Source organism: Nocardia sp. NPDC005745 (genome assembly GCF_040630775.1).
GTDB lineage: Bacteria > Actinomycetota > Actinomycetes > Mycobacteriales > Mycobacteriaceae > Nocardia.
This window is the reverse complement of the sequence record NZ_JBEXYF010000031.1, coordinates 19,609-45,288: the sequence shown is the minus strand read 5'-3', so window position 1 is coordinate 45,288 and position 25,680 is coordinate 19,609. Positions and strand designations below refer to the sequence as shown.

General features: G+C 68.6%; 22 protein-coding genes and 1 tRNA gene. 15 read left to right on the top strand and 8 right to left on the bottom strand.

The window, feature by feature from the left end; translation table 11 throughout:
- The first annotated feature begins 4 nt into the window (after positions 1 to 4).
- On the top strand, positions 5 to 406 hold the full coding sequence (locus tag ABZ420_RS27200; protein ID WP_062975714.1) for a group 1 truncated hemoglobin: 402 nt from the start codon (positions 5 to 7) through the stop codon (positions 404 to 406).
- Between the two features lie 219 nt (positions 407 to 625).
- On the opposite strand, the gene ABZ420_RS27195 is transcribed toward ABZ420_RS27200, so the two are convergent.
- Positions 626 to 699, bottom strand: a tRNA-Arg gene (locus ABZ420_RS27195).
- 201 nt (positions 700 to 900) lie between these two features.
- On the opposite strand from ABZ420_RS27195, the gene ABZ420_RS27190 reads away from it, so the two are divergent.
- The 8 genes from ABZ420_RS27190 to ABZ420_RS27155 all read left to right on the top strand — a co-directional run bounded on the left by ABZ420_RS27190 (position 901) and on the right by ABZ420_RS27155 (position 13,152).
- Positions 901 to 2,934 carry a cytochrome c oxidase assembly protein gene (locus ABZ420_RS27190; protein ID WP_357128259.1) on the top strand — a complete coding sequence of 678 codons (2,034 nt, stop codon included), beginning with the start codon at positions 901 to 903 and terminating at the stop codon, positions 2,932 to 2,934.
- Positions 2,931 to 3,899, top strand: coding sequence for a serine/threonine dehydratase (locus ABZ420_RS27185; RefSeq protein WP_357128256.1), 969 nt, complete (start codon positions 2,931 to 2,933; stop codon positions 3,897 to 3,899). The genes ABZ420_RS27190 and ABZ420_RS27185 overlap by 4 nt, the downstream gene beginning before the upstream one ends.
- A 162-nt stretch (positions 3,900 to 4,061) precedes the next feature.
- Positions 4,062 to 4,559, top strand: a complete 498-nt coding sequence (locus tag ABZ420_RS27180) for a single-stranded DNA-binding protein (RefSeq protein WP_357128253.1) — start codon at positions 4,062 to 4,064, stop codon at positions 4,557 to 4,559.
- Positions 4,560 to 4,638: 79 nt separating this feature from the next.
- Positions 4,639 to 6,315, top strand: coding sequence for an energy-dependent translational throttle protein EttA (ettA, locus tag ABZ420_RS27175; protein ID WP_062977196.1), 1,677 nt, complete (start codon positions 4,639 to 4,641; stop codon positions 6,313 to 6,315).
- A gap of 410 nt (positions 6,316 to 6,725) precedes the next feature.
- Positions 6,726 to 6,848, top strand: coding sequence for a hypothetical protein (locus ABZ420_RS27170; RefSeq protein ID WP_281218377.1), 123 nt, complete (start codon positions 6,726 to 6,728; stop codon positions 6,846 to 6,848).
- A gap of 191 nt (positions 6,849 to 7,039) precedes the next feature.
- Complete coding sequence (locus ABZ420_RS27165) at positions 7,040 to 11,977, top strand: NAD-glutamate dehydrogenase (RefSeq protein ID WP_357128249.1); 4,938 nt, start codon at positions 7,040 to 7,042, stop codon at positions 11,975 to 11,977.
- A gap of 8 nt (positions 11,978 to 11,985) precedes the next feature.
- Positions 11,986 to 12,438, top strand: coding sequence for a thioesterase family protein (locus ABZ420_RS27160; RefSeq protein ID WP_063053764.1), 453 nt, complete (start codon positions 11,986 to 11,988; stop codon positions 12,436 to 12,438).
- 63 nt (positions 12,439 to 12,501) lie between these two features.
- Positions 12,502 to 13,152 (top strand): hypothetical protein, encoded by a 651-nt coding sequence (locus ABZ420_RS27155; protein ID WP_357128246.1) that lies wholly within the window; start codon positions 12,502 to 12,504, stop codon positions 13,150 to 13,152.
- Positions 13,153 to 13,832: 680 nt separating this feature from the next.
- Here the strand turns inward: ABZ420_RS27155 and ABZ420_RS27150 are convergent.
- Both ABZ420_RS27150 and ABZ420_RS27145 read right to left on the bottom strand, forming a co-directional pair.
- Positions 13,833 to 14,141: an AzlD domain-containing protein gene (locus ABZ420_RS27150; protein WP_357128243.1), complete on the bottom strand. Its 309-nt coding sequence runs from the start codon at positions 14,139 to 14,141 to the stop codon at positions 13,833 to 13,835.
- Positions 14,141 to 14,836, bottom strand: coding sequence for an AzlC family ABC transporter permease (locus tag ABZ420_RS27145; RefSeq protein WP_357128240.1), 696 nt, complete (start codon positions 14,834 to 14,836; stop codon positions 14,141 to 14,143). The genes ABZ420_RS27150 and ABZ420_RS27145 overlap by 1 nt, the downstream gene beginning before the upstream one ends.
- A 132-nt stretch (positions 14,837 to 14,968) precedes the next feature.
- Here ABZ420_RS27145 and ABZ420_RS27140 point away from each other — a divergent pair, with 132 nt between their 5' ends.
- The gene (locus ABZ420_RS27140) at positions 14,969 to 15,535 is read left to right on the top strand and encodes an XRE family transcriptional regulator (protein WP_062977186.1); all 567 of its coding nucleotides are present in this window, start codon (positions 14,969 to 14,971) and stop codon (positions 15,533 to 15,535) included.
- A 3-nt stretch (positions 15,536 to 15,538) separates the two neighbouring features.
- Here the strand turns inward: ABZ420_RS27140 and ABZ420_RS27135 are convergent, their stop codons facing one another.
- Positions 15,539 to 16,243, bottom strand: coding sequence for an HNH endonuclease (locus tag ABZ420_RS27135; RefSeq protein ID WP_174315501.1), 705 nt, complete (start codon positions 16,241 to 16,243; stop codon positions 15,539 to 15,541).
- Between the two features lie 243 nt (positions 16,244 to 16,486).
- On the opposite strand from ABZ420_RS27135, the gene ABZ420_RS27130 reads away from it, so the two are divergent.
- The 4 genes from ABZ420_RS27130 (at position 16,487) to ABZ420_RS27115 (ending at position 19,545) form a co-directional block, all read left to right on the top strand.
- Positions 16,487 to 16,891: a globin gene (locus tag ABZ420_RS27130; RefSeq protein WP_357128236.1), complete on the top strand. Its 405-nt coding sequence runs from the start codon at positions 16,487 to 16,489 to the stop codon at positions 16,889 to 16,891.
- Positions 16,892 to 17,137: 246 nt separating this feature from the next.
- Positions 17,138 to 18,712 carry an alpha-amylase family glycosyl hydrolase gene (locus ABZ420_RS27125; protein WP_357128366.1) on the top strand — a complete coding sequence of 525 codons (1,575 nt, stop codon included), beginning with the start codon at positions 17,138 to 17,140 and terminating at the stop codon, positions 18,710 to 18,712.
- 103 nt (positions 18,713 to 18,815) lie between these two features.
- A complete protein-coding gene (locus tag ABZ420_RS27120) occupies positions 18,816 to 19,094 on the top strand; it encodes a hypothetical protein (RefSeq protein ID WP_357128233.1) in 279 nt (92 codons plus the stop codon).
- On the top strand, positions 19,081 to 19,545 hold the full coding sequence (locus ABZ420_RS27115; RefSeq protein ID WP_040865404.1) for a DUF5130 domain-containing protein: 465 nt from the start codon (positions 19,081 to 19,083) through the stop codon (positions 19,543 to 19,545). Before ABZ420_RS27120 ends, ABZ420_RS27115 begins: the two co-directional genes overlap by 14 nt.
- A 53-nt stretch (positions 19,546 to 19,598) precedes the next feature.
- On the opposite strand, the gene pepN is transcribed toward ABZ420_RS27115, so the two are convergent.
- A complete protein-coding gene (pepN, locus tag ABZ420_RS27110) occupies positions 19,599 to 22,181 on the bottom strand; it encodes an aminopeptidase N (RefSeq protein ID WP_357128230.1) in 2,583 nt (860 codons plus the stop codon).
- A gap of 219 nt (positions 22,182 to 22,400) precedes the next feature.
- Here pepN and ABZ420_RS27105 point away from each other — a divergent pair, with 219 nt between their 5' ends.
- A complete protein-coding gene (locus tag ABZ420_RS27105; RefSeq protein WP_357128227.1) occupies positions 22,401 to 23,237 on the top strand; it encodes a phosphoribosylaminoimidazolesuccinocarboxamide synthase in 837 nt (278 codons plus the stop codon).
- Between the two features lie 3 nt (positions 23,238 to 23,240).
- Here the strand turns inward: ABZ420_RS27105 and ABZ420_RS27100 are convergent, their stop codons facing one another.
- The 3 genes from ABZ420_RS27100 to ABZ420_RS27090 form a co-directional block, all read right to left on the bottom strand.
- Positions 23,241 to 23,717 (bottom strand): NUDIX domain-containing protein, encoded by a 477-nt coding sequence (locus tag ABZ420_RS27100; RefSeq protein WP_357128224.1) that lies wholly within the window; start codon positions 23,715 to 23,717, stop codon positions 23,241 to 23,243.
- A gap of 229 nt (positions 23,718 to 23,946) precedes the next feature.
- Positions 23,947 to 25,212 (bottom strand): DUF6596 domain-containing protein, encoded by a 1,266-nt coding sequence (locus ABZ420_RS27095; protein WP_357128221.1) that lies wholly within the window; start codon positions 25,210 to 25,212, stop codon positions 23,947 to 23,949.
- Positions 25,209 to 25,610: a YciI family protein gene (locus ABZ420_RS27090; protein WP_174371789.1), complete on the bottom strand. Its 402-nt coding sequence runs from the start codon at positions 25,608 to 25,610 to the stop codon at positions 25,209 to 25,211. Before ABZ420_RS27090 ends, ABZ420_RS27095 begins: the two co-directional genes overlap by 4 nt.
- Between the last annotated feature and the right edge of the window lie 70 nt (positions 25,611 to 25,680).

The window sequence follows — 25,680 nt, the reverse complement described above, 5'->3', positions numbered from 1 at the left end:
AGTCATGCGAATGCCCTCCTGGCTCGGGAAGAGCAAGACAACCAGCATCTACGACAAGGTCGGCGGTCACGAGGCGCTCGAGGTCGTCGTGGAAGACTTCTACACCCGCGTACTCGCCGACGGTGAATTGGCCGGGTTCTTCACCGGCACGAACATGTCGCGGTTGAAGGGGAAGCAGGTCGAGTTCTTCGCGGCGGCCCTCGGCGGTCCCCTCCCGTACACCGGCGCTCCGATGAAACAGGTGCACCAGGGCCGGGGCATCACCATGCACCACTTCGGTCTGGTGGCGGGACACCTGGAGGCCTCGCTCACCGCGGCCGGGGTGCCCGCCGACCTGGTCGCCGAGATCCTGGGTGCCGTGGCCCCGCTGGCCGACGACATCGCTTCCTCGCCCGCGAAGATCTGAGGCTCGACGGGCGCTCGCGCTGGTCGGCGGCGGGCCGCGGGGGAGTGGTGCGGTGTCCGGCCCTGCAACCGGCTCGCAAGTCTCGCGGCAACTTCGGCTCGATCGCGGACACTGCCCGCCGCCGAGATGCGCGGGAGGAGAATCTCCGAGTGTTTGAGCTTCGCGCTCCCCGGGTAATAGCACTGGAGACCCGCATAGCTGCGGGTCTCCAGTGTGCTGTGCCCCCGGCAGGAATCGAACCTGCGACCTAGGGATTAGAAGGCCCTTGCTCTATCCAACTGAGCTACGGAGGCAGCGGGTTCCACGATGGCCGACATTGGCCGTGCTGTCCAGCGGGTCGATTATAGCGACCGTCCAGGTGGTCAAACTCTCAGCGTTAGCAACGTTTCAGCCATCCCGAGACAGTAGGTGACGCGCCGGTGGTGATCCGCGGTCAGGATATCGGTACAAACCCGACCGGGCCACGGATTACTCGCCGAACTACGCTCAGTCGTATGTCGTCCGCCCCCGCCTCGCCCGCCGCTCCCGAAGCCGAGGCTGTCCGGTCCGGGGCGACGTTCACGACGGTCACCGCGCTGGCCGGGGCCATCGCGACCGTGGTCGCGGCACTGGTGGTGGGGCTGTCGGCGGCGCAGGCGCTGACTCTGCTCGGTATCCCCGACCCGGGCGTGGCGACCACCTACGGCCTGCCCGCGGTGCGGGCGCTCGCCGATCTGGCGGCGGCCCTGACGGTCGGTTCGCTGCTCTTCGCGGCCTTCCTCGTGCCGCCGCAGCGCAACGGACTGCTGGACGTCGGCGGATATCGGGCGGTGCACCGGGCATCGAACTTCGCGGTGGTCTGGGCATGCTGCGCGGCGCTGCTCGTGCCGCTCACGGTCTCGGACACCACGGGCCGTCCGGTCGGGGAGGTGCTGCGGCCCGACGGTCTGTGGCGGGCGATCGGTCAGATCGAGCTGGCCGGGGCCTGGCGCACGACCGTCGTCTTCGCGCTGATCGTCGCGGTCGGCTGCCGGCTCGCGCTGCGCTGGGGCTGGACTCCGGTTCTGCTCGGCGGCGCGATCGCGACCATGATGCCGCTGGCGTTGACCGGGCATTCGTCCTCGGGCGGGTCGCACGACGTGGCGACCAACAGCCTGATCCTGCACCTGGTGGGGTCCGCCGTCTGGGTCGGCGGCCTGTTCGCGGTGCTGGCGCATGCCTTGCGCGGCGGCGCGTACACCGACCTGGCGGCGCGGCGCTTCTCGCTGACCGCCACGGTGGCGTTCGCCGTCATCGCGGTCAGCGGCGTGATCAACTCCTGGGTCCGGGTGCCGCTGGACGAGCTGTTCAGCAGCACCTACGGCAGGCTGGTGCTCGCCAAGGCCGCGGCGCTGGCGGTGCTCGGCGCGTTCGGTTATCTCCAGCGCCGCGCCGCCTTGCCCGCCCTCGCCGCCGATCCCCGCGACCGCTCGGCGCTGGTCCGCTACGCGGGCGTCGAGGTGCTGATCTTCGCCGCGACCATCGGCCTCGCGGTCGGGCTCGGTCGCACGCCGCCGCCACCCCCGGATTCCGTTCCGACCCCCGTCGAAGTGGAGCTGGGCTACGACCTGGCCGGGCCACCCAGCATCGCCCACATGATGTTCGACTGGCGGTTCGATCTGGTCTTCGGAACGCTGTCGCTCGTGCTCGCGGTGCTGTATCTGCTGGGCGTGCGGCGGTTGCGAGCGCGGGGTGACGCGTGGCCTGCCGGGCGGACGCTGGCCTGGCTGTCCGGGTGCGTGGTGCTGCTCGTCGCCACCTCCTCCGGCGTCGGCCGGTACTCGGCCGCGATGTTCAGCGTGCATATGGGAGCGCACATGGCGCTGTCGATGCTCGCTCCGATCCTGTTCGCGCTGGGTGGCGCGGTGACGCTGGCGTTGCGCGCGCTGCCTCCTGCGGGCCGCGGCGGCGTGCCCGGCCCCCGGGAATGGCTGCTGGCCGCGGTGCACAACCCGGTGTCGCGTTTCCTGACCCACCCGATCGTGGCCTCGGCGATCTTCGTCGCGGGGTTCTACGCGCTGTATCTGGGCGGCATCTTCGACGCCTACGCCGACTCGCACGCCGCGCATCTGCTGATGAACACGCACTTCCTGCTCAGCGGTTACCTGTTCTACTGGGTGGTGATCGGCATCGACCCCAAGCCGAGGCGGGTCGAACCGCTGACCAAGCTCGCCATGGTGTTCGGCTCGCTTCCGTTCCACGCGTTCTTCGGCGTCGCGCTGATGAGCACGACCACGGTGCTCGGCGGCTGGTTCTACCGCGGCCTCGGGCTCGGCTGGAACGGCGATCTGCTCGGCGACCAGCGCACCGGCGGCAGCCTCGCCTGGGCGAGTGGTGAGGTCCCTCTGGTGGTGGTGATGCTGGCTTTGCTGATCCAATGGTCGCGCAGCGACAAGCGGCTCGCGCAACGTACCGATCGAGCCGCCGAACGCGACAACGACGCCGCACTCGCCGCATACAACGCGATGTACGCCGAACTGGCCAAGCGAGATGGAGAAGTGCGTAAGTGAGTGAACGCGCCACCGTGGTCTCCCCACACAGACCGGTCGGGCGGGTGGAACGGTCGCATGTGCGATCCGCGCGCAAGCGGTTGGCGGGGCAGATCCGCAAGACGCCGGTCTTCCACACGTCCGTGGCGAGCCCGTCCGGTCCGGTGCCGGTGACGATGAAGCTCGAGCATCTCCAGCACGGCGGGACGTTCAAGGTCCGCGGCAGCCTCAACGCGCTGCTGGAGTCGGGCGAGGGGGCCGATCAGGTCGTGATCGCCTCCGGTGGCAACGCCGGTATCGCGGCCGCGCTCGCCGCCGCGCGACTGGGCAAGTCGTGCACGGTCGTCGTTCCGGAGACCGCCCCGCACACCAAGGTCGCCGCGATGTGGTCGCACGGCGCCGATGTGCTCTGGCACGGCACCACCTACGCGGAGGCCTCGGTGCACGCGGCCGAGCTGGCCGCCGAACGCGACGCGCTGCTTCTGCACGCCTACGACCTGCCCGCGGTGGTCGCGGGCATCGGTGTGGTCGGGCTGGAACTCGAGGAGCAGGTGCGCGGTCGGCCGCCGGTGCTGGCCGCGGTGGGCGGCGGCGGACTCGTCGCCGGGATCGCGGCGGCCGTCGGGCGCCGTCAGCAGGTCATCGGGGTGGAGCCCGAGGGCGCCGCGATCCTGCGCGCCGCGTTGACGGCGGACCACCCCGTGGACATCATCGGGTCCGGGATCACCGTCGACGCGCTGGGCCCGACGCGGATCGGCGATATCGCCCTCGACGTCTCGCGTCGGCACGGTGTGCGGTCGCTGCTGGTCAGCGACGACGCGATCAGCGCGGCGCGCGAGTATCTGTGGCGCGAATTCCGCATCCTGGTGGAACTGACCGGCGCGGCGGCGCTGGCCGCGGTGCACAGCGGAGCCTATGTTCCGGAGCCGGACGAGCGCCCGGTCATCGTGCTCTGCGGCGCCAATACCGACGTGGCGGTGTTCTGATCTCCCCTGCGTGAAACGCCCAATCTTCACAACTTCGGAAGTTGTGCACATTCCCGGATCGGCTCGCTCGGCGCCCGCGGATCGGCGCACCCTGGAAGAGCCCTCCTGGAGGGGGAGGAGATTCCCGGGCAGGCCCGGATCCGAATGTGAAGGGGCGTAATCATGTACGAGGCTCATGCGACCGTGATCGGAACGATCGCCACTCATCCGGTCAAGCGCGACCTCGCCAACGGCGAGCAGGTGGTCACCTTCCGGCTGGCGAGCAATTCGCGCCGGCTGGATCACGCGTCGGGGCAATGGGTGGACAACGGCACCTTGTACCTCACGGTCAGCTGCTGGCGCAGGCTGGTGGCGGGGGTCGACGCGTCCCTGCGGCGCGGCGATCCGGTCATCGCCTACGGCCACCTGCGCTCCCATGAGTACCGCAGCAAGGACGGTGTGGAACGACGGGACCTGGAGATGCGCGCTACCGTGGTCGGACCGGACCTGTCGCGCTGTGTGGCGCGGCTGACACGGTTGTCCGACCTGCCGTCGCGGAATACTTCCGAGGTGCCGAGCGCTGAAGCTCGGGTACCGGACGGCGATGCGCCGGGGGAGAATGTCGCAGCCGCCGGTTCGGCACCGCCACGCAGCAGCGCACCCGAGCCTGTCGACGCTTGATCGCACGACCGGTTTCGTCCCGGCGGCAGGGTAGCTCTGCTTCGTCCCCTCATCTCACGCACCGATAGGCTTCACACTTATGGCTGAGTTCATTTACCAGATGAAGAAGGTTCGCAAGGCGCACGGCGACAAAGTCGTGCTCGACGATGTCACCTTGAACTTCCTTCCCGGCGCCAAGATCGGCGTCGTCGGCCCGAACGGCGCAGGTAAATCCAGCGTGCTGAAGATCATGGCCGGACTGGACCAGCCGAACAACGGTGACGCCTTCCTCGCCCCGGGCGCTACCGTCGGCATCCTGCAGCAGGAACCTCCGCTCAACGAGGAGAAGACCGTCCGCGGCAATGTCGAGGAGGGCATGGGCGAGATCAAGGTGAAGCTGGATCGCTTCAACGAGATCGCCGAGCTGATGGCCACCGACTACTCCGACGAGCTCATGGAGGAGATGGGCAAGCTCCAGGAGGATCTGGATCACGCCGACGCGTGGGATCTGGACTCCCAGCTCGAGCAGGCGATGGACGCGCTGCGCTGCCCGCCGCCGGACGAGCCGGTCACCAACCTCTCCGGTGGTGAGCGCCGCCGGGTGGCGCTGTGCAAGCTGCTGCTGAGCAAGCCCGACCTGCTGCTGCTGGACGAGCCGACCAACCACTTGGACGCCGAGAGCGTGAACTGGCTCGAGCAGCACCTGGCGCAGTACCAAGGCGCCGTGCTCGCGGTCACCCACGACCGGTACTTCCTGGACAACGTCGCCCAGTGGATCCTCGAGCTGGACCGCGGCCGCGCCTACCCCTACGAGGGCAACTACTCCACCTACCTGGAGAAGAAGGCCGAGCGGCTCGAGGTGCAGGGCAAGAAGGACCAGAAGCTGCAGAAGCGGCTCAAGGAAGAACTCGCCTGGGTGCGTTCCGGCGCGAAGGCCAGGCAGGCCAAGAACAAGGCCCGTCTCGGCCGGTACGAGGAGATGGCGGCCGAGGCCGAGAAGATGCGGAAGCTGGATTTCGAGGAGATCCAGATCCCCGCGGGCCCCCGTCTGGGCAACGTCGTGGTGGAGGTCGAGCACCTGGACAAGGGCTTCGGCGATCGCCAGCTGATCAAGGACCTGTCGTTCACCCTCCCGCGCAACGGCATCGTCGGCGTGATCGGACCGAACGGCGTCGGCAAGACCACGCTGTTCAAGACCATCGTGGGGCTCGAGCAGCCCGATAGCGGCGAGGTGAAGGTCGGCGATACGGTCAAGCTGAGCTACGTCGACCAGAACCGCGCGGGCATCGATCCGAAGAAGACGGTCTGGCAGGTGGTCTCCGACGGGCTGGACTACATCGAGGTCGGCCAGCAGGAGATGCCGTCGCGCGCCTATGTGAGCGCGTTCGGCTTCAAAGGTCCCGACCAGCAGAAGCCGGCGGGCGTCCTGTCCGGTGGTGAGCGCAACCGGCTGAATCTGGCGATGACCCTCAAGCAGGGCGGCAATCTGATCCTGCTCGACGAGCCGACCAACGACCTCGACGTGGAGACCCTGGGTTCGCTGGAGCACGCGCTCGAGATGTTCCCCGGCTGTGCCGTGGTCATCTCGCACGACCGCTGGTTCCTCGACCGCACCTGCACCCACATCCTCGCGTGGGAGGGCGACTCCGACAACGAGGCCAAGTGGTTCTGGTTCGAGGGCAACTTCGAAGCCTACGAGGCCAATAAGGTCGAGCGGCTCGGTCCGGACGCGGCCCGCCCGCATCGGGTGACGCACCGCAAGCTGACCCGCGGCTGAGTTCGTCGCGGCGGGTGGGTGCACGACGTAGTACGCACCCACCCTGCCCGGAGCGGCGAAAGATTCGTGCGCAACCTCGGTCGGGTTCGCTTTCCCTCTTGCCGGTTGATCCGGTGGCCCGACCACGGCTGTCCGCCACGGTTCGATGCGGGCGGCGCTCGGACCGGATGTCGGCGAGTCGATTTCGCCGTGCGTGTTCCGCTGCCACCGCGGGAGGACGCACGGAGGCCGGGCGGTGATTTCTGCTGCTGCCCAGCGTTTGCTGGTGCGCCGTGGGAGGCGGCGAGGCCGGATAACAGAGCCGGGAGCGGGCGACGAACGCTCTCGGCGGGACGGCGCGAAAAGTCTTTGTCGCCGAACGCGGAAACAGGAGTGACACCTACCCGCGCGTAGCTCGCTAGGGTGGAGATGTGAATGCGCAGGCGCAGTTCGAGCAATCGGTGGCTTCGGTCGCCGGCGCGGTGGCCGAGCTGACCCGAGGTACCGGTGCGGCGCCGCTGCCGCCGCGGATACGACCTGTAGCGCTCACCTGACGTTCGCGGGTCCGATTCTGTGCTGTGCCCGAGGTCATCGCGTGCGATCTCGGCACACGAGCGGCGAACTGCGCGGTCGCGGTGAACTCCTGCATGTCGAAAGGAATTCACCCACGCGTCCTCGGCGCACAGTTACTCTCGGACCGGCGTCACTTTGTTACGGAACCGATATCCGAGGGAGTTGGCGAAAAATGACCGTCTCGTCCGAATTGTCCAGCGCGGCGTGGGCCGCGGGTTTGCCGCAGTCACTGCGCGGCGAACTCGCGACGCTCGAGGAAGCGTACTTCCGCCACGTCGACGCGGGCGATGTGGACTGTGCGATCACCGGCATCACCCAGATCTTCCGCAGGCATTTGGAGTTGGCCGTGACTCGCCGCCCGGGTCGCGCGCTGGTCCGGGTTTACCACCCGGATGACGCTTCCGGAATCGGTGCGGCGGTACAGATCGTCACCGACGACATGCCGCTGCTGGTCGAGTCGATCAGCTCGTCGCTGAGCCGGATCGGCGTGAGCGTCAGCGAGATCATCCACCCGATCTTCGAGGTCGAGCGGGACGAGCAGGGCAGGTTGACGCACGCCGCCGCGCACGAGGTAGACGGCACCGGCGCAGCCGGGCTGCGCGAATCCTGGATGCACGTGCAATTGCACCCGTCGACCAGCGCGGCGCTGCTGGCCAAGGTCGAATCCGCGATGCCGGACGTGGTGGACGACGTGCGTCAGGTGATCGGTGACACCGAGGCCATCAAGGACGCGCAGAGCAAGCTGGCCGACGACCTGGAGCGGGCCGCGCGATCCGGGACGGCGCCGTTCGAACCGGCCGAACTGACCGACACCGCCAACTTGCTGCGCTGGCTGGCCGGGGGGAATTTCACCCTCCTCGGATACGCGCGCTACCGGCTGAGCAGCGACCAGGGCAGGGAGATGACCACCGTCCTGCCCGCCACCTGCCTCGGCGTACTGCGGCCGGACGTGGGCACCGACTTCCACGTGCCGGTCAACGGCGGCGACCGTCCGCTGCTGACCCTCACGCAGGGACTCGTTCCGGCTACCGTGCATCGTGCGGTGTACCCGTACTTCGTCAGCGTCGCCGATTTCGACGCGAACGGAGCGGTGATCGGCGAGCACTTGTTCATCGGCGTCTTCACGGTCACCGCCGTACACGAGAACGTCCTGGACATCCCGGTGATCGAGCGCCGAGTGCGCACGGCGATCGAGGAGAGCGGATTCGACCTGGAATCGTTCTCCGGTCAGGCGATGCTCGAGGTCATCCAGTCGTTCCCCCGCACCGAGTTGTTCTCCGCCGACGGCGAGACGCTGCGCCGCACCGCCACCGCCGTACTGAGCGTGGGCTTGCGCCGCCAGGTGCGCCTTTTCCTGCGCGCGGACACCTACGGCCGCTATGTCGCCTGCCTGGTCTACCTGCCCCGTGACCGCTACACCACCAGGGCGCGGCTGGAGATGCAGGAGATCCTGGTCCGCGAACTGGGTGGGGTATCCATCGACTACTCCGCGCGAGTGGGCGAAAGCGATTTGGCGCGTGTGTATTTCACGGTGCGCATGCCGGAAGCCGAGCACGGCGCCCCGCGGCGGACGGCGCCCGTCGCCGACACTTCCGAGCCCAACCGGCTGCGTCTGCAGAACCTGCTCGCCGAGGCGACTCGTACCTGGGACGACCGCCTGAACGACGAGGTGAGCACGTCGACGGTGCTCGACCCCGCCGTGGTGCAGCAGTACGCGGAAGCTTTTCCCGAGGGCTACAAGCAGGATTTCGCCGCGCCCCGCGCGCTGCGGGACATCGTGCGCCTGGAGCGGCTGCGCGACGGCGGTATCGACCAATACCTGTACCGCAAGCCCGGTTCGGCGCCGGGTTCATGGCGCTTCACGTTCTACATCGGTGGCAGCGGGATCTCGTTGAGCCAGGTGCTTCCGCTGTTGCAGAGCCTCGGCGTCGAGGTGGTCGACGAGCGGCCCTACCAGATCGAGCTGGAGGCCGCCGACGGCGCCGAAGGCGGTGAGCGGTGGATCTACGACTTCGGCCTGCTCGCCCGCGCGGACCTGCTGCGCAGTTCGCTCGATCGAGATCTGGACGCGGAACTGCTGGAGTCCTCCAAGCGCGCCGACGTGCTGGAGGCGGAAGTGCGCGGGCTGCGGGAGCGGTTCGTGGAAGCCTTCGAGGCGATGTGGTACGGCCGCGCGGAGGCGGACGGCCTGAACGAACTCGTGCTGCGCGCCCGGTTGCCGTGGCGGGCCGTCTCGATCCTGCGCACCTACGCGAAGTATTTACAGCAGGCGGGTTTTCCGTACAGCCAGGCCAATATCTGCCGTGTGCTGCTCACCTATCCGGATATCGCGCGCCTGTTCGTCGACCTGTTCGCGGCGCGCTTCGATCCCGACACCGTCTCCGCCGAGCACGCCGCGGAACTCGAGACGCAGGTGCGCGGCCGGATCGACGAGGTGGTCAGCCTGGACGCGGACCGCATCCTGCGCGCGATCCTCGGCCTGATCAAGGCGACGCTGCGCACCAATTACTACGTGACCGACGCGGAGGGCAAGCCGCGCGACTACGTCTCGGTGAAGGTCGAACCGCGGGAGATCGCCGAATTGCCGAAACCGAAGCCGCAGTTCGAGATCTTCGTGTACTCGCCTCGGGTGGAGGGCGTGCACCTGCGATTCGGTCCGGTGGCGCGTGGCGGATTGCGGTGGTCGGACCGCTTGGAGGATTTCCGTACCGAGATCCTGGGTCTGGTCAAGGCGCAGGCGGTGAAGAACGCGGTGATCGTGCCGGTCGGCGCGAAGGGCGGCTTTGTGGTGAAGCAACCGCCGGCGGCCACGGGCGATCCGGTCGCGGACCGGCAGGCGCTGGGTTCCGAGGGCGTGTCCTGCTACCGCACCTTCATCTCCGGCCTGCTGGATGTCACCGACAATGTGGACCGCGCGAGCGGGGAGGTGCTGCCCCCCGCCCGAGTCGTGCGGCGCGATGGTGACGACACCTACCTGGTGGTGGCGGCCGACAAGGGCACCGCGACGTTCTCCGACATCGCCAACGATGTGGCCCAGAGTTATGGCTTCTGGTTGGGCGACGCGTTCGCTTCCGGTGGATCCGCGGGTTACGACCACAAGGCGATGGGCATCACGGCCAAGGGCGCGTGGGAGAGCGTGAAGCGGCACTTCCGCGAGATGGACATCGATACGCAGACTCAGGACTTCACCGTGGTAGGCATCGGTGACATGAGCGGCGATGTCTTCGGTAACGGCATGCTGCTGTCCGAGCACATTCGTCTGGTGGCCGCCTTCGACCACCGGCACATCTTCCTCGATCCCGATCCGGACGCGGCGCGTTCCTACCGGGAGCGGCAGCGGATGTTCGCGCTGCCGAGATCGTCGTGGGCGGATTACGACACGTCGCTGATCAGTTCCGGTGGAGGTGTGTGGGACCGCACCGTGAAGGCCGTGCCGATCAGCCCGCAGGCCAGGGCGGCGCTTGGCCTCGGCGATGACGTCGTCTCACTGTCGCCGCCGGATCTGGTCCGTGCCATTCTGCAGGCCCCGGTCGATCTGCTGTGGAACGGCGGGATCGGCACCTACATCAAGGCGAGCACCGAGACCAATGCCGAAGTGGGCGACAAGTCCAACGACCCGGTTCGCGTCAACGGGAGCAAGTTGCGGGTCAAGGTGATCGGCGAGGGCGGCAACCTCGGTGCGACGGCGCTGGGCCGCATCGAGTTCTGCCGCAACGGCGGCAAGATGAACACCGACGCCTTGGACAACTCGGCGGGCGTGGACTGCTCCGACCACGAGGTCAACATCAAGATCCTGCTCGATGCCGTCGTCTCCGGCGGTCAGCTGCCGCCGGACGACCGCAATCCGCTGCTGGCATCGATGACCGACGAGGTCGCGCAGATGGTCCTGCGGGACAACGTGGCGCAGAACTTCCTCATGGGTATCTCGCGCACCGAGGCGTCGCAGATGCTGAGCGTGCAGATGCGGCTCGTCGAGGATCTCGAAGAGCGGCGCGGCCTGGATCGCGAACTCGAGGCGCTGCCCTCGGATCAGGAGATGAAGCGCAGGCTGGAAGAAGGCTCCGGGCTGGCATCGCCGGAGCTGGCCAATCTGATGGCGCACGTGAAGCTCTCGCTCAAGGCCGATCTGCTCGATTCCGACCTGCCCGACAGCCAGTACTTCGCCATGCGGCTGCCGGATTACTTCCCGACACCGCTGCGCGACCGTTTCGGGGCGGCGATCAAGCGGCACCGGCTGCGCCGGGAGATCGTCACCACCATGATCGCCAACGAGATGGTGGACTACGGCGGCATCACCTACGCGCACCGATTGAACGAGGAGGTCGGCGCCACCACCACCGACGCGGTGCGCGCTTTCGCCGCCGCCAGCGGGATCTTCGACCTGCACAAGACGTGGACACGAATTCGCGCGTGCGACGCGCCCACGTCGGTGCGCGACCTGCTCGAACTGGAGACGAAGCGCACGCTGGACCGGGCGTCCCGCTGGCTGCTGAGCAACCGGCCGCAGCCGATCGCGGTGGGCTCGGAAATCAGCCGGTACCGCGCCGACGTGCGCGAACTGGCCCCGAAGGTGCCGGGATGGCTGCGCGGACATCACGTGTCGACCCTCACCGAGCGGTCCGCCGAGCTGATCGCCCGCGGCGCGCCGACCGATCTGGCCACCGAGGTCTTCGGCCTGCTCCACCTGTTCCCGCTGCTGGACATCGTGGACATCGCCGACATCACCGACCGGGACGGCGACGAGGTGGGGTCGCTGTACTACGCGCTCAACGATCACCTCAAGATCGACTGGCTGTTGCAGGCGGTCAGCCACCTCGAACGCGGCGACCGCTGGCACGCGCTGGCGCGGCTCGCGCTGCGCGACGACATGTACGGGTCGCTGCGCTCGCTCACCCTCGACGTGCTCTCCGGCGGCGACCCCGAGGAGACGGCGGATGAGAAGATTGCATACTGGGAGTCGAAGAATCAGTCCCGCCTCGGCCGAGCCAGGGCGGCGCTGTCGGAATTGTTCGAGTCCGGAACCCACGATCTCGCCACGTTGTCGGTTGCAGCGCGGCAAGTGCGGAGCATGGTGAGCGGGGTGGGCGCTCAATCGGAGGTACCACGTTGACGAGTTCGGTGAGCGGAAGTGGGAAAGCGGCGGGCAGCCTCGTGCTGCCCAGGCGTTTCCACGCCAAGGTGGACGTCAGGTGGTCGGACATGGACGTGTTCCAGCACGTCAACCATGCCCGGATGGTGACGTTGCTGGAGGAGGCGCGGATTCCGTGGCTGTTCGAGGACGGCCGGCCGACCGCCCCGCTGCGCGAGGGATGCGTACTCGCCGACCTGCGGGTCCGCTACCGCGGCCAGCTGCGGCACGAGGACACGCCGCTGGATATCGCCATGTGGATCGAGCAGTTGCGCGCGGTCGACTTCACCATCGGCTACGAGGTGCGGGCGGCGGGCGCGCAGCCCGATTCGCCCGCGGCCGTGGTCGCGTCCACGCAGATCGCGGCGTTCGACATGCGGGCGCAGCGATTGCGCAGGCTCACCGACGCCGAGCGTGATTACCTGTCCGAATGGATGGAGTGAGTGGCCGCGCGTCGATGATCGTCGAGTGCTGACGGCGGTGCTGCCGTGATAGCGGAACAACGAGTGCTACATGTGCCGGATCCGGCGGAGCGAGAAAACCTCGCGACGTTTCTGACCAGGGCCGTGCGGTTGGACCCGGCGGCGGTGGTGCGCTTGCGCCGCCGCGGGGAGAAGTACGTCGCGGCCTGGGTGGCGACGGGTTTCGAGGCGCTGGCCATGCGCACGGTGGTCGCCGAGCTCGGTGTCGACGACGTGACCGTCGGCGCCGATCTCGTGCTGGCCGGTTCGGCGAGCGGCGGTCCGATCGACCTGGGATTCTCGATGGATTCCGCGTGGCGTGGCGCGCTGCCGCCCACGGACGGTTTCGCGCACGTCGACGACGTGCCCGCGCGCACCTTGGTGGAACTCGCCGAGCAGGGTGCGCAGCTGGCGAAGGAACACGGCAGCAGTCACGGCCCGCCCGCCTCGTTGCTCGATCAGGCGGTGCTGACCGTGTCCGGCGCGGGCGCCCGGGTGCAGGTGCCGATGCGGGTCGTCTTCGCCCTCACGGCCATGGACTTCATCCCGCATTCGGGGGAGAAGGCCGACGCCCGCCGTATTCCGCCCACCGAGATCGTGCGTGTCCGGGCGACCAGGACATGGCTGCGGCTCGACGCCCGCTACGGCTCCGTGGCTCGGCGGCTCGGCGGAGGGATTCCCCTGCTGCCGCATTGAGCGTGCCGCGTGCTGAAACCGCTGTGGGCCGGACATCGTTGCGCCGCTCGAATGTCTACGTCCGTGTCGTCGAGTGCACCTTCAGCTTGCTGCTTCCGCGTAGACGCCGACGTCCCGTCGATGCGCGCGGCCCGGGGCAGCGGGAGAGCGGTGCGAGAGTGGCTATCGACGCGCGAGTGTCCTCGGGGACCGAAAACGCTTCCCGGACCACCGATTGTGCTGCCTCGCAATACTTTCGCTCCACGATGTGGCGGTTTCGCGGCGCGGTCGGCCCCGCCTCGAGGGGTGGATCGCCCGCTGGTGCCGGTGGGCGGTGTGCTGCCAGCGGCCGCCGCGCGTATCGACAGTTGTCTGCGCGGGGTGTTGCGGTGTCGGCGGCTTGCTTCGAGGGTGGATCGCCCGTTGATGCCGACGGGCGGTCATGCTGCCGTCGGTCGCGCGCACGATCCGCTGACGACGGATCCGCCGTTTGCCGGACCGGCCTTTCGCGAGAATCGAATTCGTTCCGGACGGTCATCATCGAGCTCGGTTGTGCTGTACGCGGCGGTATTCCGGTAGCGAGGCGGACCCGGTAGCACGTGGACGCCCGGGAACGATCGATGGTATGGGCGGCGCCGTCGGCAGGAGGGGACGGCGCCGCCCTTCGCGAAAAAAGGTGGCAGAAAGCCTATTCGGGCCTGTCAGGGGACGCCGATCGAGCGAAGGAGTGCCGCCGTCGCGGCGGCGGCGAGCATGACCAGCAAGATGGGGCGTTGGTACCAGGCCAACACTCCGCCGACGAGAACGCCTGCGGGCACGGCGAATCCGAGGCTCGCGGTGCCGATCGGCAGGGTGGTCACGGCCACCACCGCGGCCAGCAGCACGACGGCGCCGATTTCCAGCATGCGCACCGCGCGCGCCGGAATGCGCACCCGCTCGCGCAGCGCGGGCCCGGCCCAGCGAAACGCGTAGGTGCCCGCGGCGAGGGCGATGATTCCGGCGGCCAGCATCACACGGCTCCCCGTGCGGCCGACTGCTCAGGTTTTCCCCGCGCCGCGACCAGCACCCCGCAGAGGGCGAGCAGGACCGGCAGTCCGGTGGGCAGGAACGGAGCGCAGGCCAGCGCGATCGCCGTGCCCGCACCCACCGCGGCGAGGGTGGTGCGATCCCGCAGAGCCGGCAGCACCAGCGCGAGCAGGACTGCGGGAAACACCGCGTCGAGTCCGAACGCCGATGTGTCCGGGATTACCGATCCGATCAACGCCCCGATGGCCGCGCCGCCGGGCCAGGCGAGCAGCACCCCCGCGCCCGTGAGCCAGTAGGCCGCCCGCCTGCGCCGCGCGTCGGGCTGCGCGATGGTCATGGCGACCGACTCGTCGTTCATCAGATGGACGCCCAGTGACCTGCGCCAACCCGTGCCTACCGCGTCGGGGACCGACAGCCCGTACGGCACATGCCTGGCGTTCACCAGCAAACCCGCCAGCACCGCCGCGATCGGACTGCCCCCCGCGGCCACGATGCCGATGAAGAGGAATTCCGAACTTCCGGCGAGTACCACGCACCCGAGCAGGATCGGGAGCCAGATCGGCAAGCCCGCCGCGACCGCGGTCGCCCCGTAGGAGACCCCCATCACGCCGACGGCGAGACACACCGCCCCGATGCCCGCCATCACGTCTCGATCGAGTGTTCGCCATATCGAACGCATGTTGTTTATAGTGAACATGGCGCCCGGTTCCGTCAATATGGTTTTCTGTCGCTATTCGCCCGGCCACAGGTTTCGAGCGAAGCGAGACCGTAGACGTAGCGCCACAGGCGACGCAGAACAAACGGAGCGGGTATGACCGAGCAGGACGCGACGACAACACCCCAGGCGGTGATCGCCGCCGCGCTGCGCCGCGAGCGGACTCGGGCCGGGTTGTCGCTGAGCGAGGTCGCCGGCCGGGCGGGTATCGCGAAATCCACGCTGTCACAGTTGGAGTCGGGTACCGGGAATCCGAGCCTGGAAACCCTGTGGGCGCTGTGCGTCACCCTGGATATGCCGTTCTCCCGATTGCTCGACCCGCCGCGCCCGAGCGTGCACGTGATTCGTGCCGGTGAGGGCCCGGTGGTCGCGGCCGAGCAATCCGAGTACCGGGCGACCCTGCTGGCGGCCGGGCCGGCCAATTCCCGCCGCGATCTGTTTCGCATCACCGCGGAGCCGGGGCATGCGCGCCGGTCGGATCCGCACATCGCCGGGGTGGTCGAACATGTACTGCTCGCCGAGGGACGCGCGCTCGTCGGACCGGTCGACGCGCCCGTCGAACTGCACCCGGGCGACTACATCGCATACCCGGGTGACCGGCCACACGTCTTCGAGGCGCTCGCGTCGCCGACTTGGGCGACGCTGGTGGTGGAATACACCTGACCCTCAGGCGGCGCCTTCGCCGAGATACTGCAACCACACCGGGTCGAGTTCGGCGGTGGTGGACAGCAGGCGCCAGTGCGGGCCCTTCGGCGAGACCAGCGGGGCTCGCAGCGTCCAGCCCAGCTCGCTGAGCAGCTTGTCGGCTTTGCGGTGGTTGCACGGCGCGCAGCTGGCGACGCAGTTCTCCCAGGAATGTTCCCCGCCGCGGCTGCGCGGGATGACGTGATCGATGGTCTCGGCCTTGCCGCCGCAGTAACCGCAGCGGTAGCGATCGCGGTGCATGAGGGCGGCGCGGGTCATCGGCACCCGGGCGCGGTACGGGACGTGGACATAGCTGCGCAGGCGGATCACGGAGGGGATGGCCACCGCCGTCTCGGCGGAGTGGACTACCGGCCCTTCGTCACTGTGATGAATGGCGTCGGCCTTGTCGCAGATGAGCAGGACGATCGCGCGGCGCGCGGACAGAGCGGTGAGCGGCTCATAGGTGGCGTTCAACAGCAACACCCTGGTCTTGAGCCAGTTCGTGCCTTCGGCGGGCGGGGCGGTGGGGCGGGGCCCGTGGTCGTGATGGCCACGATGTCCACCCGGATGATGGTCGGACACGATGTGCAGCGGAGTAGCCCCCGACCCACGATTGTGGACGTCGGCGGGCTGGAGTTGTCGGTGCGCTCGCGCCTCGTGTGATCGGGCGCTGTGCCGCTGCTTCATCTCGACCTCGATTTCATGATTGGCAGGATCATGTGGTATCTGCAAAGCAGAGACTGTCACCCAGTTGACCATGGAATGTCGGGCATTGCACGGTGATTTTCAACAATGTCCGGTTAACTGTGGCTGAAGTGCCATTTCAGCGCGATGTTCCGGTTGCCGAGCGGCAGCGCGAGGGCAGTGCGGCGGCAGTCCCCCCGCGCGGGCACAATGGACAGCGGCGCATCCGGTGAATCGAGAGGGTCTATGACTTCGGGCGAGCAGACGGCGACGTCGTTCTACGAGGCGGTCGGTGGGGCGGAGACGTTCCAGCGGCTCGTCGCGACGTTCTATCGCGAGGTGGCCTCCGACGAGGTGCTGCGCCCGCTGTATCCGGAGGAGGATCTCGGCCCGGCGGAGCGGCGCTTGCGAATGTTCCTCGAGCAGTACTGGGGCGGTCCGCGCACCTACTCCGACGAGCGCGGCCACCCTCGCCTGCGCATGCGGCACATGCCGTTCACCATCGGACCCATCGAGCGGGACGCATGGCTGCGGTGTATGCGCATCGCGGTCGCCGAGATCGAGCCCGAAACCCTGGATGACGAGCATCGCAAGGCGCTGTTGGACTACTTGGAGATGGCAGCCAACTCCTTGGTGAACGCCCCGTTCTGACAATGCGTTCGCCATGGGGCGGCAGTGTGTTTTCTACCGCGTTGTGGTGACGACGGATTCGCTGGTGAACCCGGGGTGACGGGGGCATGGCGCCTGAGAAACGGTGTAGAGCAGGGTTTTTCGCCTCCCTGCGGGTCGCTGCTGAACATTTGCCCGCGATTCGAAAGCTATCTCGCCTGAAGGCTTTCGCGTCGAAACTTTGGCACTATTGCGGATGTGAGTGATGCACCAGCCGTAACGGCGCCGGTGGATCCCACCACTCAGTCGTGGTGGCGGTCGGCCGTGTTCTACCAGGTTTATCCGAGATCTTTCGCGGACTCGAGCGGAGACGGGGTCGGCGATCTCGGGGGAGTCCGGGACAAACTGGGCTATCTCGAACTGCTCGGGGTCGACGCGCTGTGGATCTGCCCCGTGATGCGTTCGCCGATGGCCGACGGTGGCTACGACGTTGCCGACCCGCGTGACATCGATCAGCTCTTCGGCGGGCTCGCCGCGATGGACGCGCTGATCGCCGAGGCGCACGCCCGCCGGATCAGGGTGACCATGGACCTGGTGCCCAACCACACCAGCGACCGGCATCCGTGGTTCCGCGCGGCACTGGCCGCGGCTCCCGGCAGTCCGGAGCGCGACCGGTACATCTTCCGCGACGGCCGTGGGCCCGGCGGCGCCGAGCCGCCCAACAACTGGCCGAGCATCTTCGGTGGCCCGGCCTGGACGAGGATCACCGAACCCGACGGCACGCCCGGCCAGTGGTACCTGCACATCTTCGCCCGGGAACAGCCGGACCTGAACTGGTCGAATGCCGAGGTCGCCGCCGATTTCGAGCAGACGCTGCGGTTCTGGCTCGACCGGGGGGTGGACGGGTTCCGGATCGACGTCGCGCACGGCATGGCCAAGCCGGACGGTTTGCCCGACATGCCCCAGTTGTCCGCCTCGGCCCTGCTGGCGCACGACGACAGCGACCCGCGGTTCAACAATCCCGCCGTCCACGACATCCACCGCCGGATCCGCAAGGTGGTCGAGGAATACCCCGACGCGGTGACCATCGGTGAAGTGTGGGTGAACGACAACACCCGCTTCGGCGAGTACGTACGCCCCGACGAACTGCACCTGGCGTTCAACTTCCGCCTCGCGGAATCGTCGTTCGACGCCGAGGCGGTGCGCGACGCGATCGACAACTCGCTCGCCGCCGTCGCCCCGGTCTTCGCCGTCCCCACCTGGACGCTGTCCAACCACGACATCGAGCGCGAGGTCACCCGGTACGGCGGCGGCGCACTCGGCGTCGCGCGCGCTCGGGCGATGATCCTGCTGGAACTGGCGCTGCCCGGCGCGGTCTTCATCTACAACGGCTCCGAGCTGGGGCTGCCCAACGTCGACGACCTGCCGGACGATGTGTTGCAGGATCCGGTGTGGGAGCGCTCCGGGCACACCCAGCGCGGCCGTGACGGGTGCCGGGTGCCGCTGCCGTGGGAGGGCGCCACGCCGCCGTACGGGTTCACCACCGGAACACCGTGGCTGCCCATGCCGCCGGACTGGGCGCCGCTGACCGTGGAGGCTCAGCTCGAGGAGCTGGGGTCGACCCTGTCGCTGTATCGCCTCGGTATCGAACTGCGCTCGCTGCGTCCGGAGTTCGCGGGGGACCGGGTCGAGTGGTACGGCAGCCCGCCGGGCTGTCTCGCGTTCCGCCGACCGGGCGGACTGGTCTGCGTGCTCAACGCCTCGGACGCGCCCATCCAGCTACCGCCGGGAGACGTGCTGCTGGCCAGCGCGCCTGCCGAGGGCGGCCAGCTGCCGCCCAACGCGGCGGCCTGGCTGGTCTGAGGCACGGCGAAACTCCCAGCTTGGCGCCGGTGCCGTCGACTCGGACGGCGTTCCGGCGCGACCGGACGGAGAACTACTACAGAGGATCGTCTACCTTTGACCCGTGAGCATTCTCGAGACAGTGCTGATCTTCGCCGGCATCCCGCTGGTGATCTACGGCGTGATCGCCGGATTGTCGTTCCTCGGTAAGCCGCTGCCTGGCGAGAAGCCGGTCCACTTCGCCCTCGGCCAGAAGTGGACCCAGTCGCCGGTGCTGTGGAGTGCCACTGAAGAGGTGATCGGCTCGGGTCACCACTTTCCGGAAACGCCGCATGGACACCATGCGGCCATCGAGTCCACCGAGGTGGAACTGATCGGAGGACGGGCAAGTGGCAGGTTCTAAGTGGCCCGCGGTGGTCGAAGCCGATTTGCCGCACGGATACGCCATCACCACCAGCGGGCGCGTCTCCGGCGTGCACGAGGCGGGCGATGTGTTCAAGGAAGCGCCGTTCAACGATGAAGAGCGGCTCACCATGGACAACGTGCTGACCGAGGCGACCCGCGCGACCAAGGTGCGCTTCAACGTCTACATCGGCGATCTGGGCGAGGACCCGGCCGCGGCTGCGGACGCGATCTTCCCCGGTACGCCCGAGGCGGCGCACTCGGTGCTGATCGCCGTATCGCCCAACGAGAAGGCGATCGAGGTGCGCTCGGGCAAGGCGGTCGCCGACCGTGCGAACGATCGCGTCTGCCAGCTCGGCGTCACGGCCGCGCTCAGCTCGTTCCGGCAAGGCCAGCTGATCGACGGCGTGGTCTCCGCGGTGCGCGTGATGGCCGCCGCCATCGGTAGGTAGTTTCGCTGTCGTAGTCCGGCGCTCCACCCGATCGGGTGGAGCGCCGGTTTCGTCTACGGCTGGGCGTCGAAGGCGCGGGCGCGCAGCGAGCGTTCGATGCCCGCCTTGCCCTCGCTGACCAGGCGGCGCAGCGCCGGCGGGTGGTCGCCCGCGAGGAACTTGTCGGCGACGGCCACCGCGTCCTCGCTGATCGCCCAGTGCGGGTAGAGGCCTACCACCACGGTCTGGGCCACTTCACTGGAGCGGCGCTCCCAGACGCCGGGGACCTCGGCGAAATATCGCTCCACGTAGGACGTGAGCAGCTCACCCTGTCCTGCGGGCGCGAAGCCGCCGACGATCGAGCGGGCGGTGACATTGGGCACCGAGTCGTCGCCCATCACCGTCGCCCACGCCTGCTCCTTCACCTCGGCGATCGGACGCGCCGTCGCCGCGGCGGCCGCCTGCCGCTTGCCCGCGGCCGTCGGGTCGTTGGACAGCTCTTGGTCGATGACCGGCGTGTCCAGCCCGTCGGCGTCCACCTCGCCCGCCGCCGCGAGCGCGGCGAGAAGCCGCCAGCGCAGATCGGTGTCGACGACCAGACCGGGCAGCCCGACCTTCGCCGGATCGCCGTCGAGCAGTTCGCGCAGCACCTCGGTGTGCCAGGCCGACAGCTTCGCTCCGGTCAGCGCGTTGACGAAGGCCAGCTGGTGGTCGGAGCCCGGCTCGGCTTCGCGTGCCAGCTCCAGCAGCCGGTTCGCGTATTCCGGCCAGCCGGTGGCCGCGGCCCATTCGGGATCGGCGTAGCTGCTCAGCGCGGTGTTGGCTTGCATCAGCAGCCGCTGCACCACGCCGATCTCGGTCTCGGCGCCGACGCCACGCTCGACCAGCGCCACGAAATCGCGGGCGCGGAACTCCGCCTGGCGGGTCATCTCCCAGGCCGCGGACCAGGCCAGCGTGCGCGGCAGCGGCTCCGCGATGTCGGCGATGCGGTTGACCAGCACGTCGAGCGAATCGGCATCGAGGCGGATCGAGCAGTAGGTGAGATCGTCGTCGTTGACCAGCACGAACTTGCCGCGCGGCACGCCGACCAGCTCGGGCACCTCGGTCCGTTCGGCAGCGTCGAGGTCGAGCTCGACGCGCTTCGTGCGCACCAGCTTTCCGTCCTGGTAGTCGTACACGCCGATGGCCAGCCGGTGCACGCGCCGCTCACCGGCGCCGGGCTGCGCGCCTTCCTGCACCACCGCGAAGGAGCCGAACTTCCCCTCGGCGTCCACCTCGAAATCCGGGCGCAGGATGTTCAGCCCGGTGGTCTTGAGCCACTGCGCGCCCCACGTGGACAGATCGCGACCGGACGACTTCTCCAACGCCGACAGCAGGTCGTCGAAGGTGGCGTTGCCGTAGGCGTGATCGGCGAAGTACGCGCGCAGACCGGCCAGGAACGGCTCCAGACCGACATAGGCGACGAGCTGCTTGAGGACGCTGGCGCCCTTGGCGTAGGTGATGCCGTCGAAGTTCACCTCGACCGCGGCGAGATCGGGGATGTCCGCGGCGATCGGGTGGGTGGAGGGCAGCTGGTCCTGCCGGTAGGCCCAGGACTTCTCCACGTTCGCGAACGTGGTCCACGCGCTGGCGTATTCGGTGGCCTCGGACTGGCACAGCACCGACGCGAAGGTGGCGAACGACTCGTTCAGCCACAGATCGTCCCACCACTTCATGGTGACCAGGTCGCCGAACCACATGTGCGCCATCTCGTGCAGCACGGTCTCGGCGCGGCGCTCGTAGGACGCTCGGGTGACCTTGGACCGGAAGACGTAGTCCTCCAGGAAGGTCACCGCGCCCGCGTTCTCCATCGCGCCCGCGTTGAACTCGGGGACGAACAGCTGGTCGTACTTGCCGAACGCGTACGGCACGCCGAAGTTGCGGTGGTAGAAGCCGAAACCCTGCTTGGTCTCGGTGAACAGCCGCTCGGCGTCCATGTACTCGGCCAGCGAGGTCCGGCAGTAGATGCCCAGCGGGATGCTGCCGTGCTCGTCGGTGTAGACGTCGGTCCACTGCGCGTACGGGCCTGCGATGAGCGCGACCAGGTAGGTGCTCATCTTCGGGGTGGTGCGGAAGACGTGCTTGCCCGGCTCCGGCGCGAGCGTCTGCACGACGGCGGCATTGGAGATGACCTGCCAGTCCTCCGGCGCGGTGACGGCGAGGTCGAAGGTGGCTTTGAGATCCGGCTGGTCGAAGCAGGCGAACATGCGCTTGGCATCGGCGGTTTCGAACTGCGAGTACAGGTACACGGCCTCGTCGGCGGGATCGACGAACCGGTGCAGGCCCTCGCCGGTGTGCGAGTACTCGCAGTCGGCCTCCACCACCAGCTCGTTGCGCTCGGCCAGGCCGGTCAGCGTGATCCCGGTGGACTCGTCGTAGTCGGAGACGTCCAGCGCGGTGCCGTTGAGTACCGCCGAGCGCACGCCGCGCGCCACGATGTCGATGAACGTGCTCGCGCCCGGCGTCGCGGTGAAGGTCACGGTGCTGCGGGAGAAGAAGGTGTGCTCGCCCGGTTCGCCCGCGCCGTCGGTGAGGTCCAGCTCGACGCGGTAGTTCTCGACCGACACTGTCGCGGCGCGTTCGATCGCTTGGTCGCGAGTGAGATTGGGTGCGGACATAAGGCTCCTTCGGGGTCGAAGAACTGGCACGGGCGACACCCACAATGCCACCTCGGCGTACCGGGCCGCGCGGGACTTTCCCGACAAACCTCGATGAGCGGGCCCTCCTGCGCGCCGGGACGGCGGTGCGACCCGGGCGGCGCGACGGCCGTGCTCGGAGGCGGCGGTATTGTGCCTGCTACAGCACAGGTTCACCACCACGGATTCGGAGGCTCGACGTTGAAGCATGTGCACGCCGGGAAGGTGCGTGACCTGTACGAGGACGGCGACACGCTGTTGCTGGTCGCCTCCGACCGGGTGTCGGTGTACGACGTGGTGCTGCCGACGCCGATCCCGGACAAGGGCGCACTGCTGACGCAGCTGTCGAACTGGTGGTTCGAGTACTTCACCGACGTGCCCAACCACGTGGTCTCCGCGACCGACGTGCCCGCCGAGTTCGCCGGTCGCGGCATCCGGGTCAAGCCGTTGAAGATGGTGCAGGTGGAGTGCATCGCGCGCGGTTACCTGACCGGCTCGGGCCTGGTGGAATACCGGCGGACGGGCTCGGTGTCCGGGGTCGCGCTGCCGCCCGGCCTGCGCGAGGGCGACCAGCTGCCGGAGCCGATCTTCACCCCGACCACCAAAGCGTCCGAGGGACACGACGAGCCGATCACCTTCGCGGACGTGGTGAACCAGGAGGGGCGCGAGGTCGCCGAGCGGCTGCGCGAGCTGACCCTGCACCTCTACACCCGCGGAGCCGCACACGCCGCCGAACGGGGTGTCATCGTCGCCGACACCAAGGTCGAATTCGGCTGGGAGGGTGACGTGCTCACCCTCGGCGACGAAGTGCTCACGTCCGATTCCTCGCGTTTCTGGCCCGCCGACGAGTGGGAGCCGGGCCGCGCGCAGCGTTCGTTCGACAAGCAGTTCGTTCGCGACTGGTCCACCTCCACGGGCTGGAACAAGGAGGCGCCCGGCCCGGAGATCCCGGCCGATGTCGTTGCGGCGACGCGCGAGAAGTATGTCGAGGCCTACGAACTCATCACCGGCCGGACCTGGGCGGGCGTGCCGCGGTAACGCTCAGTCGGTGAGCAGCTCGGCCAGCCGGTCCAGGCAGGGCCGCTGGCCGGCGACCAGTTTGTCGCGCGCGGTGGCCGTGTCGAACCATTCCGCGCGATCGATCTCCGGGAACTGCGCGAACCGGCCGGAGCGCGGCGGCCATTCCAGTTCGAAGGTTCCCGGCGCCACGGCGGCGGGGTCGAGATCGCCTTCGACGGCCCAGGCGGTGAGAACCTTCCTGCCGCTGCTGTAGCGCATCTCGCCCAGCGGCCGCCACGTGCCGTCCGGGACCGGGAGTCCGAGTTCCTCGGTGAACTCGCGGCTCGCCGCGGCTCGCGCGTCCTCCGTCTCCGGTTCGTACTCGCCCTTCGGAATCGACCATGCGCCCAGGTCTTTTCGCGCCCAGAACGGACCACCCATGTGCCCGAGCAACACCTCGACGGCGCCGTCGGAGTTCCGGCGGAAGAGAAGGACTCCCGCACTGTGTCTGCCTGCCACACGCGTAGTCTGCCCGGTCGTGCTCGGCCGAGCCTTCTCGGCCGTCCTGCCGGGCGCGTCGCCGGAGCAGCCGTTGCCACGAACGCGCCGTCATCATCGGTCGCAGGCTTCGGTCGCTCCCATACAGAGCCGCGCGAGGGTCGCCCCCTATGGCGCGGTGCGGCCGGGCGAGCGCTGATAGCCTGCCGAGCCGCCCGGGTTCATGCCGCTGACCGTGCAGAACTCCGCCTCACCCGGCGAGATTCGCCCGCGCTTCCTGGCGCAGCCGTGCCGCGCGGATCGTGAGGTAGTCGCGCTCGGGGACGCTCGTCGTACGGGCGGCGGCTTTGGTGTAGCAATCGATGGCGGCGCCCACCGCACCGGCCATCTCGTGCAGGTGGCCGCGTACGGCGTCGAGCCGGTGGGTCCCCGGCAGCCGGCCGTCGAGGGCCTCGGCCAGCGCGAGACCGGCTTGCGGCCCCGCCACCATCGCCGTCGCCACCGCCCGGTTGAGCGTCACCATCGGATTGTCCGAGAGCTGTTCGAGCCGGTCGTACAGCGCCAGGATCTTGGCCCACTCGGTGTCCTCGGCACGCGCGGCCTGCGCGTGCAGGACCGCTATGGCCGCCTGGATCTGATAGGGGCCACGCAGGCCGCCGGCGAGCGTGCCGGTGACGAGAGTCGTCCCTTCGGTGATCAGCGCCCGGTTCCACAGCGCGCGATCCTGCTCGGCCAGCGGGATGAGCTCGCCGTGGGGACCGGTGCGTGCGGCGCGCCGGGCGTCGGTGAGCAGCATCAATGCGAGCAGGCCGGTGACCTCGGGGTCTTCGGGCAGCAGCCGGTGCACCGCCCTGGTGAGCCGGATCGCCTCGTCGGACAGGTCCGTCCGCTGCAAGGTGTGCCCCGAGCTGCTGGTGTGGCCTTCGTTGAAGATCAGGTACAGCACGTGCAGGACCGCGCCGAGCCGCTCCCGCCACCGCTGGTCACCCGGCTGCGCGAAGGGCCGCTCGACCGTGGCCAGTTTCTTCTTCGCCCGGGTGATCCGCTGCGCCATCGTCGCTTCCGGCAGCAGGAAGGCGCGGGCGATCTGGTCGGTGCCGAGGCCACCCACAGCGCGCAGCGTCAACGCGATGGCGGCGGCGGGCGACAGCGCCGGATGGCAGCACAGGAACAGCATGGTGAGCGTGTCGTCGTTGTCCACCGGGACGGCGTCGGTCACCTCGCGGTCGAAGGCGGTGGTCTCCCTGCGCCGCCGGGCGACCTCCGCGCGCACGGCGTCGGCCATGCGGCGCTGCGCGACCTGGATCAGCCAGGCCCGTGGATTGTCCGGCAGGCCCTCCTTCGGCCACTGGGTCGCGGCCGCCAGCAGCGCTTCCTGCAACGCGTCCTCTGCGGTGTCGAAGTCGCCGAAGCGGCGGAGGAGCGTTCCGAGGACCTGCGGCGCCATTGCGCGCAGCAGGTCCTCGGTGCTCGCCGGGAGCGGTGTGTCGTCGGGCACCGCACGCCGGTCGCTCATTGCTCGGTGGCGGGGGCGCCCATCACCGCGCGAACTTCGATGTACTCGCCGATCGGTTTGCCGCCCGGACCGGGGGCGGCGGAGGCCTGCGCGGCGATCTCGTAGGCCCGTTCGGGGCTGTCCACGTCGACGATCCAGTACCCGGCGAGGAACTCCTTGGTCTCCGGGAAAGGCCCGTCGGTGACCACCGGCGCCGACCGGCCGTCGGAATTGACGATCCGTGCCTCGTCCGGCCCGGCCAACCCCTGCGCGTCCACCAGCTCGCCCGCCTCGGCCAGCTGCGCACCCAGCGCGCGCTGGAAGTCTATGTGCGCTCGGATTTCTTCCGGGGACCATTCGTTGATCGGTGTGTCGCAGTACGCGGTAGGTCCGTAGGTCTTCAGCAGCATGTACTTCACGATTCGTGTCCTCTTTTCCGGCCTCCGGCCGCGTGGAGCGCCCCGGTGACGCTCGCAAGCAGGTCGGAGA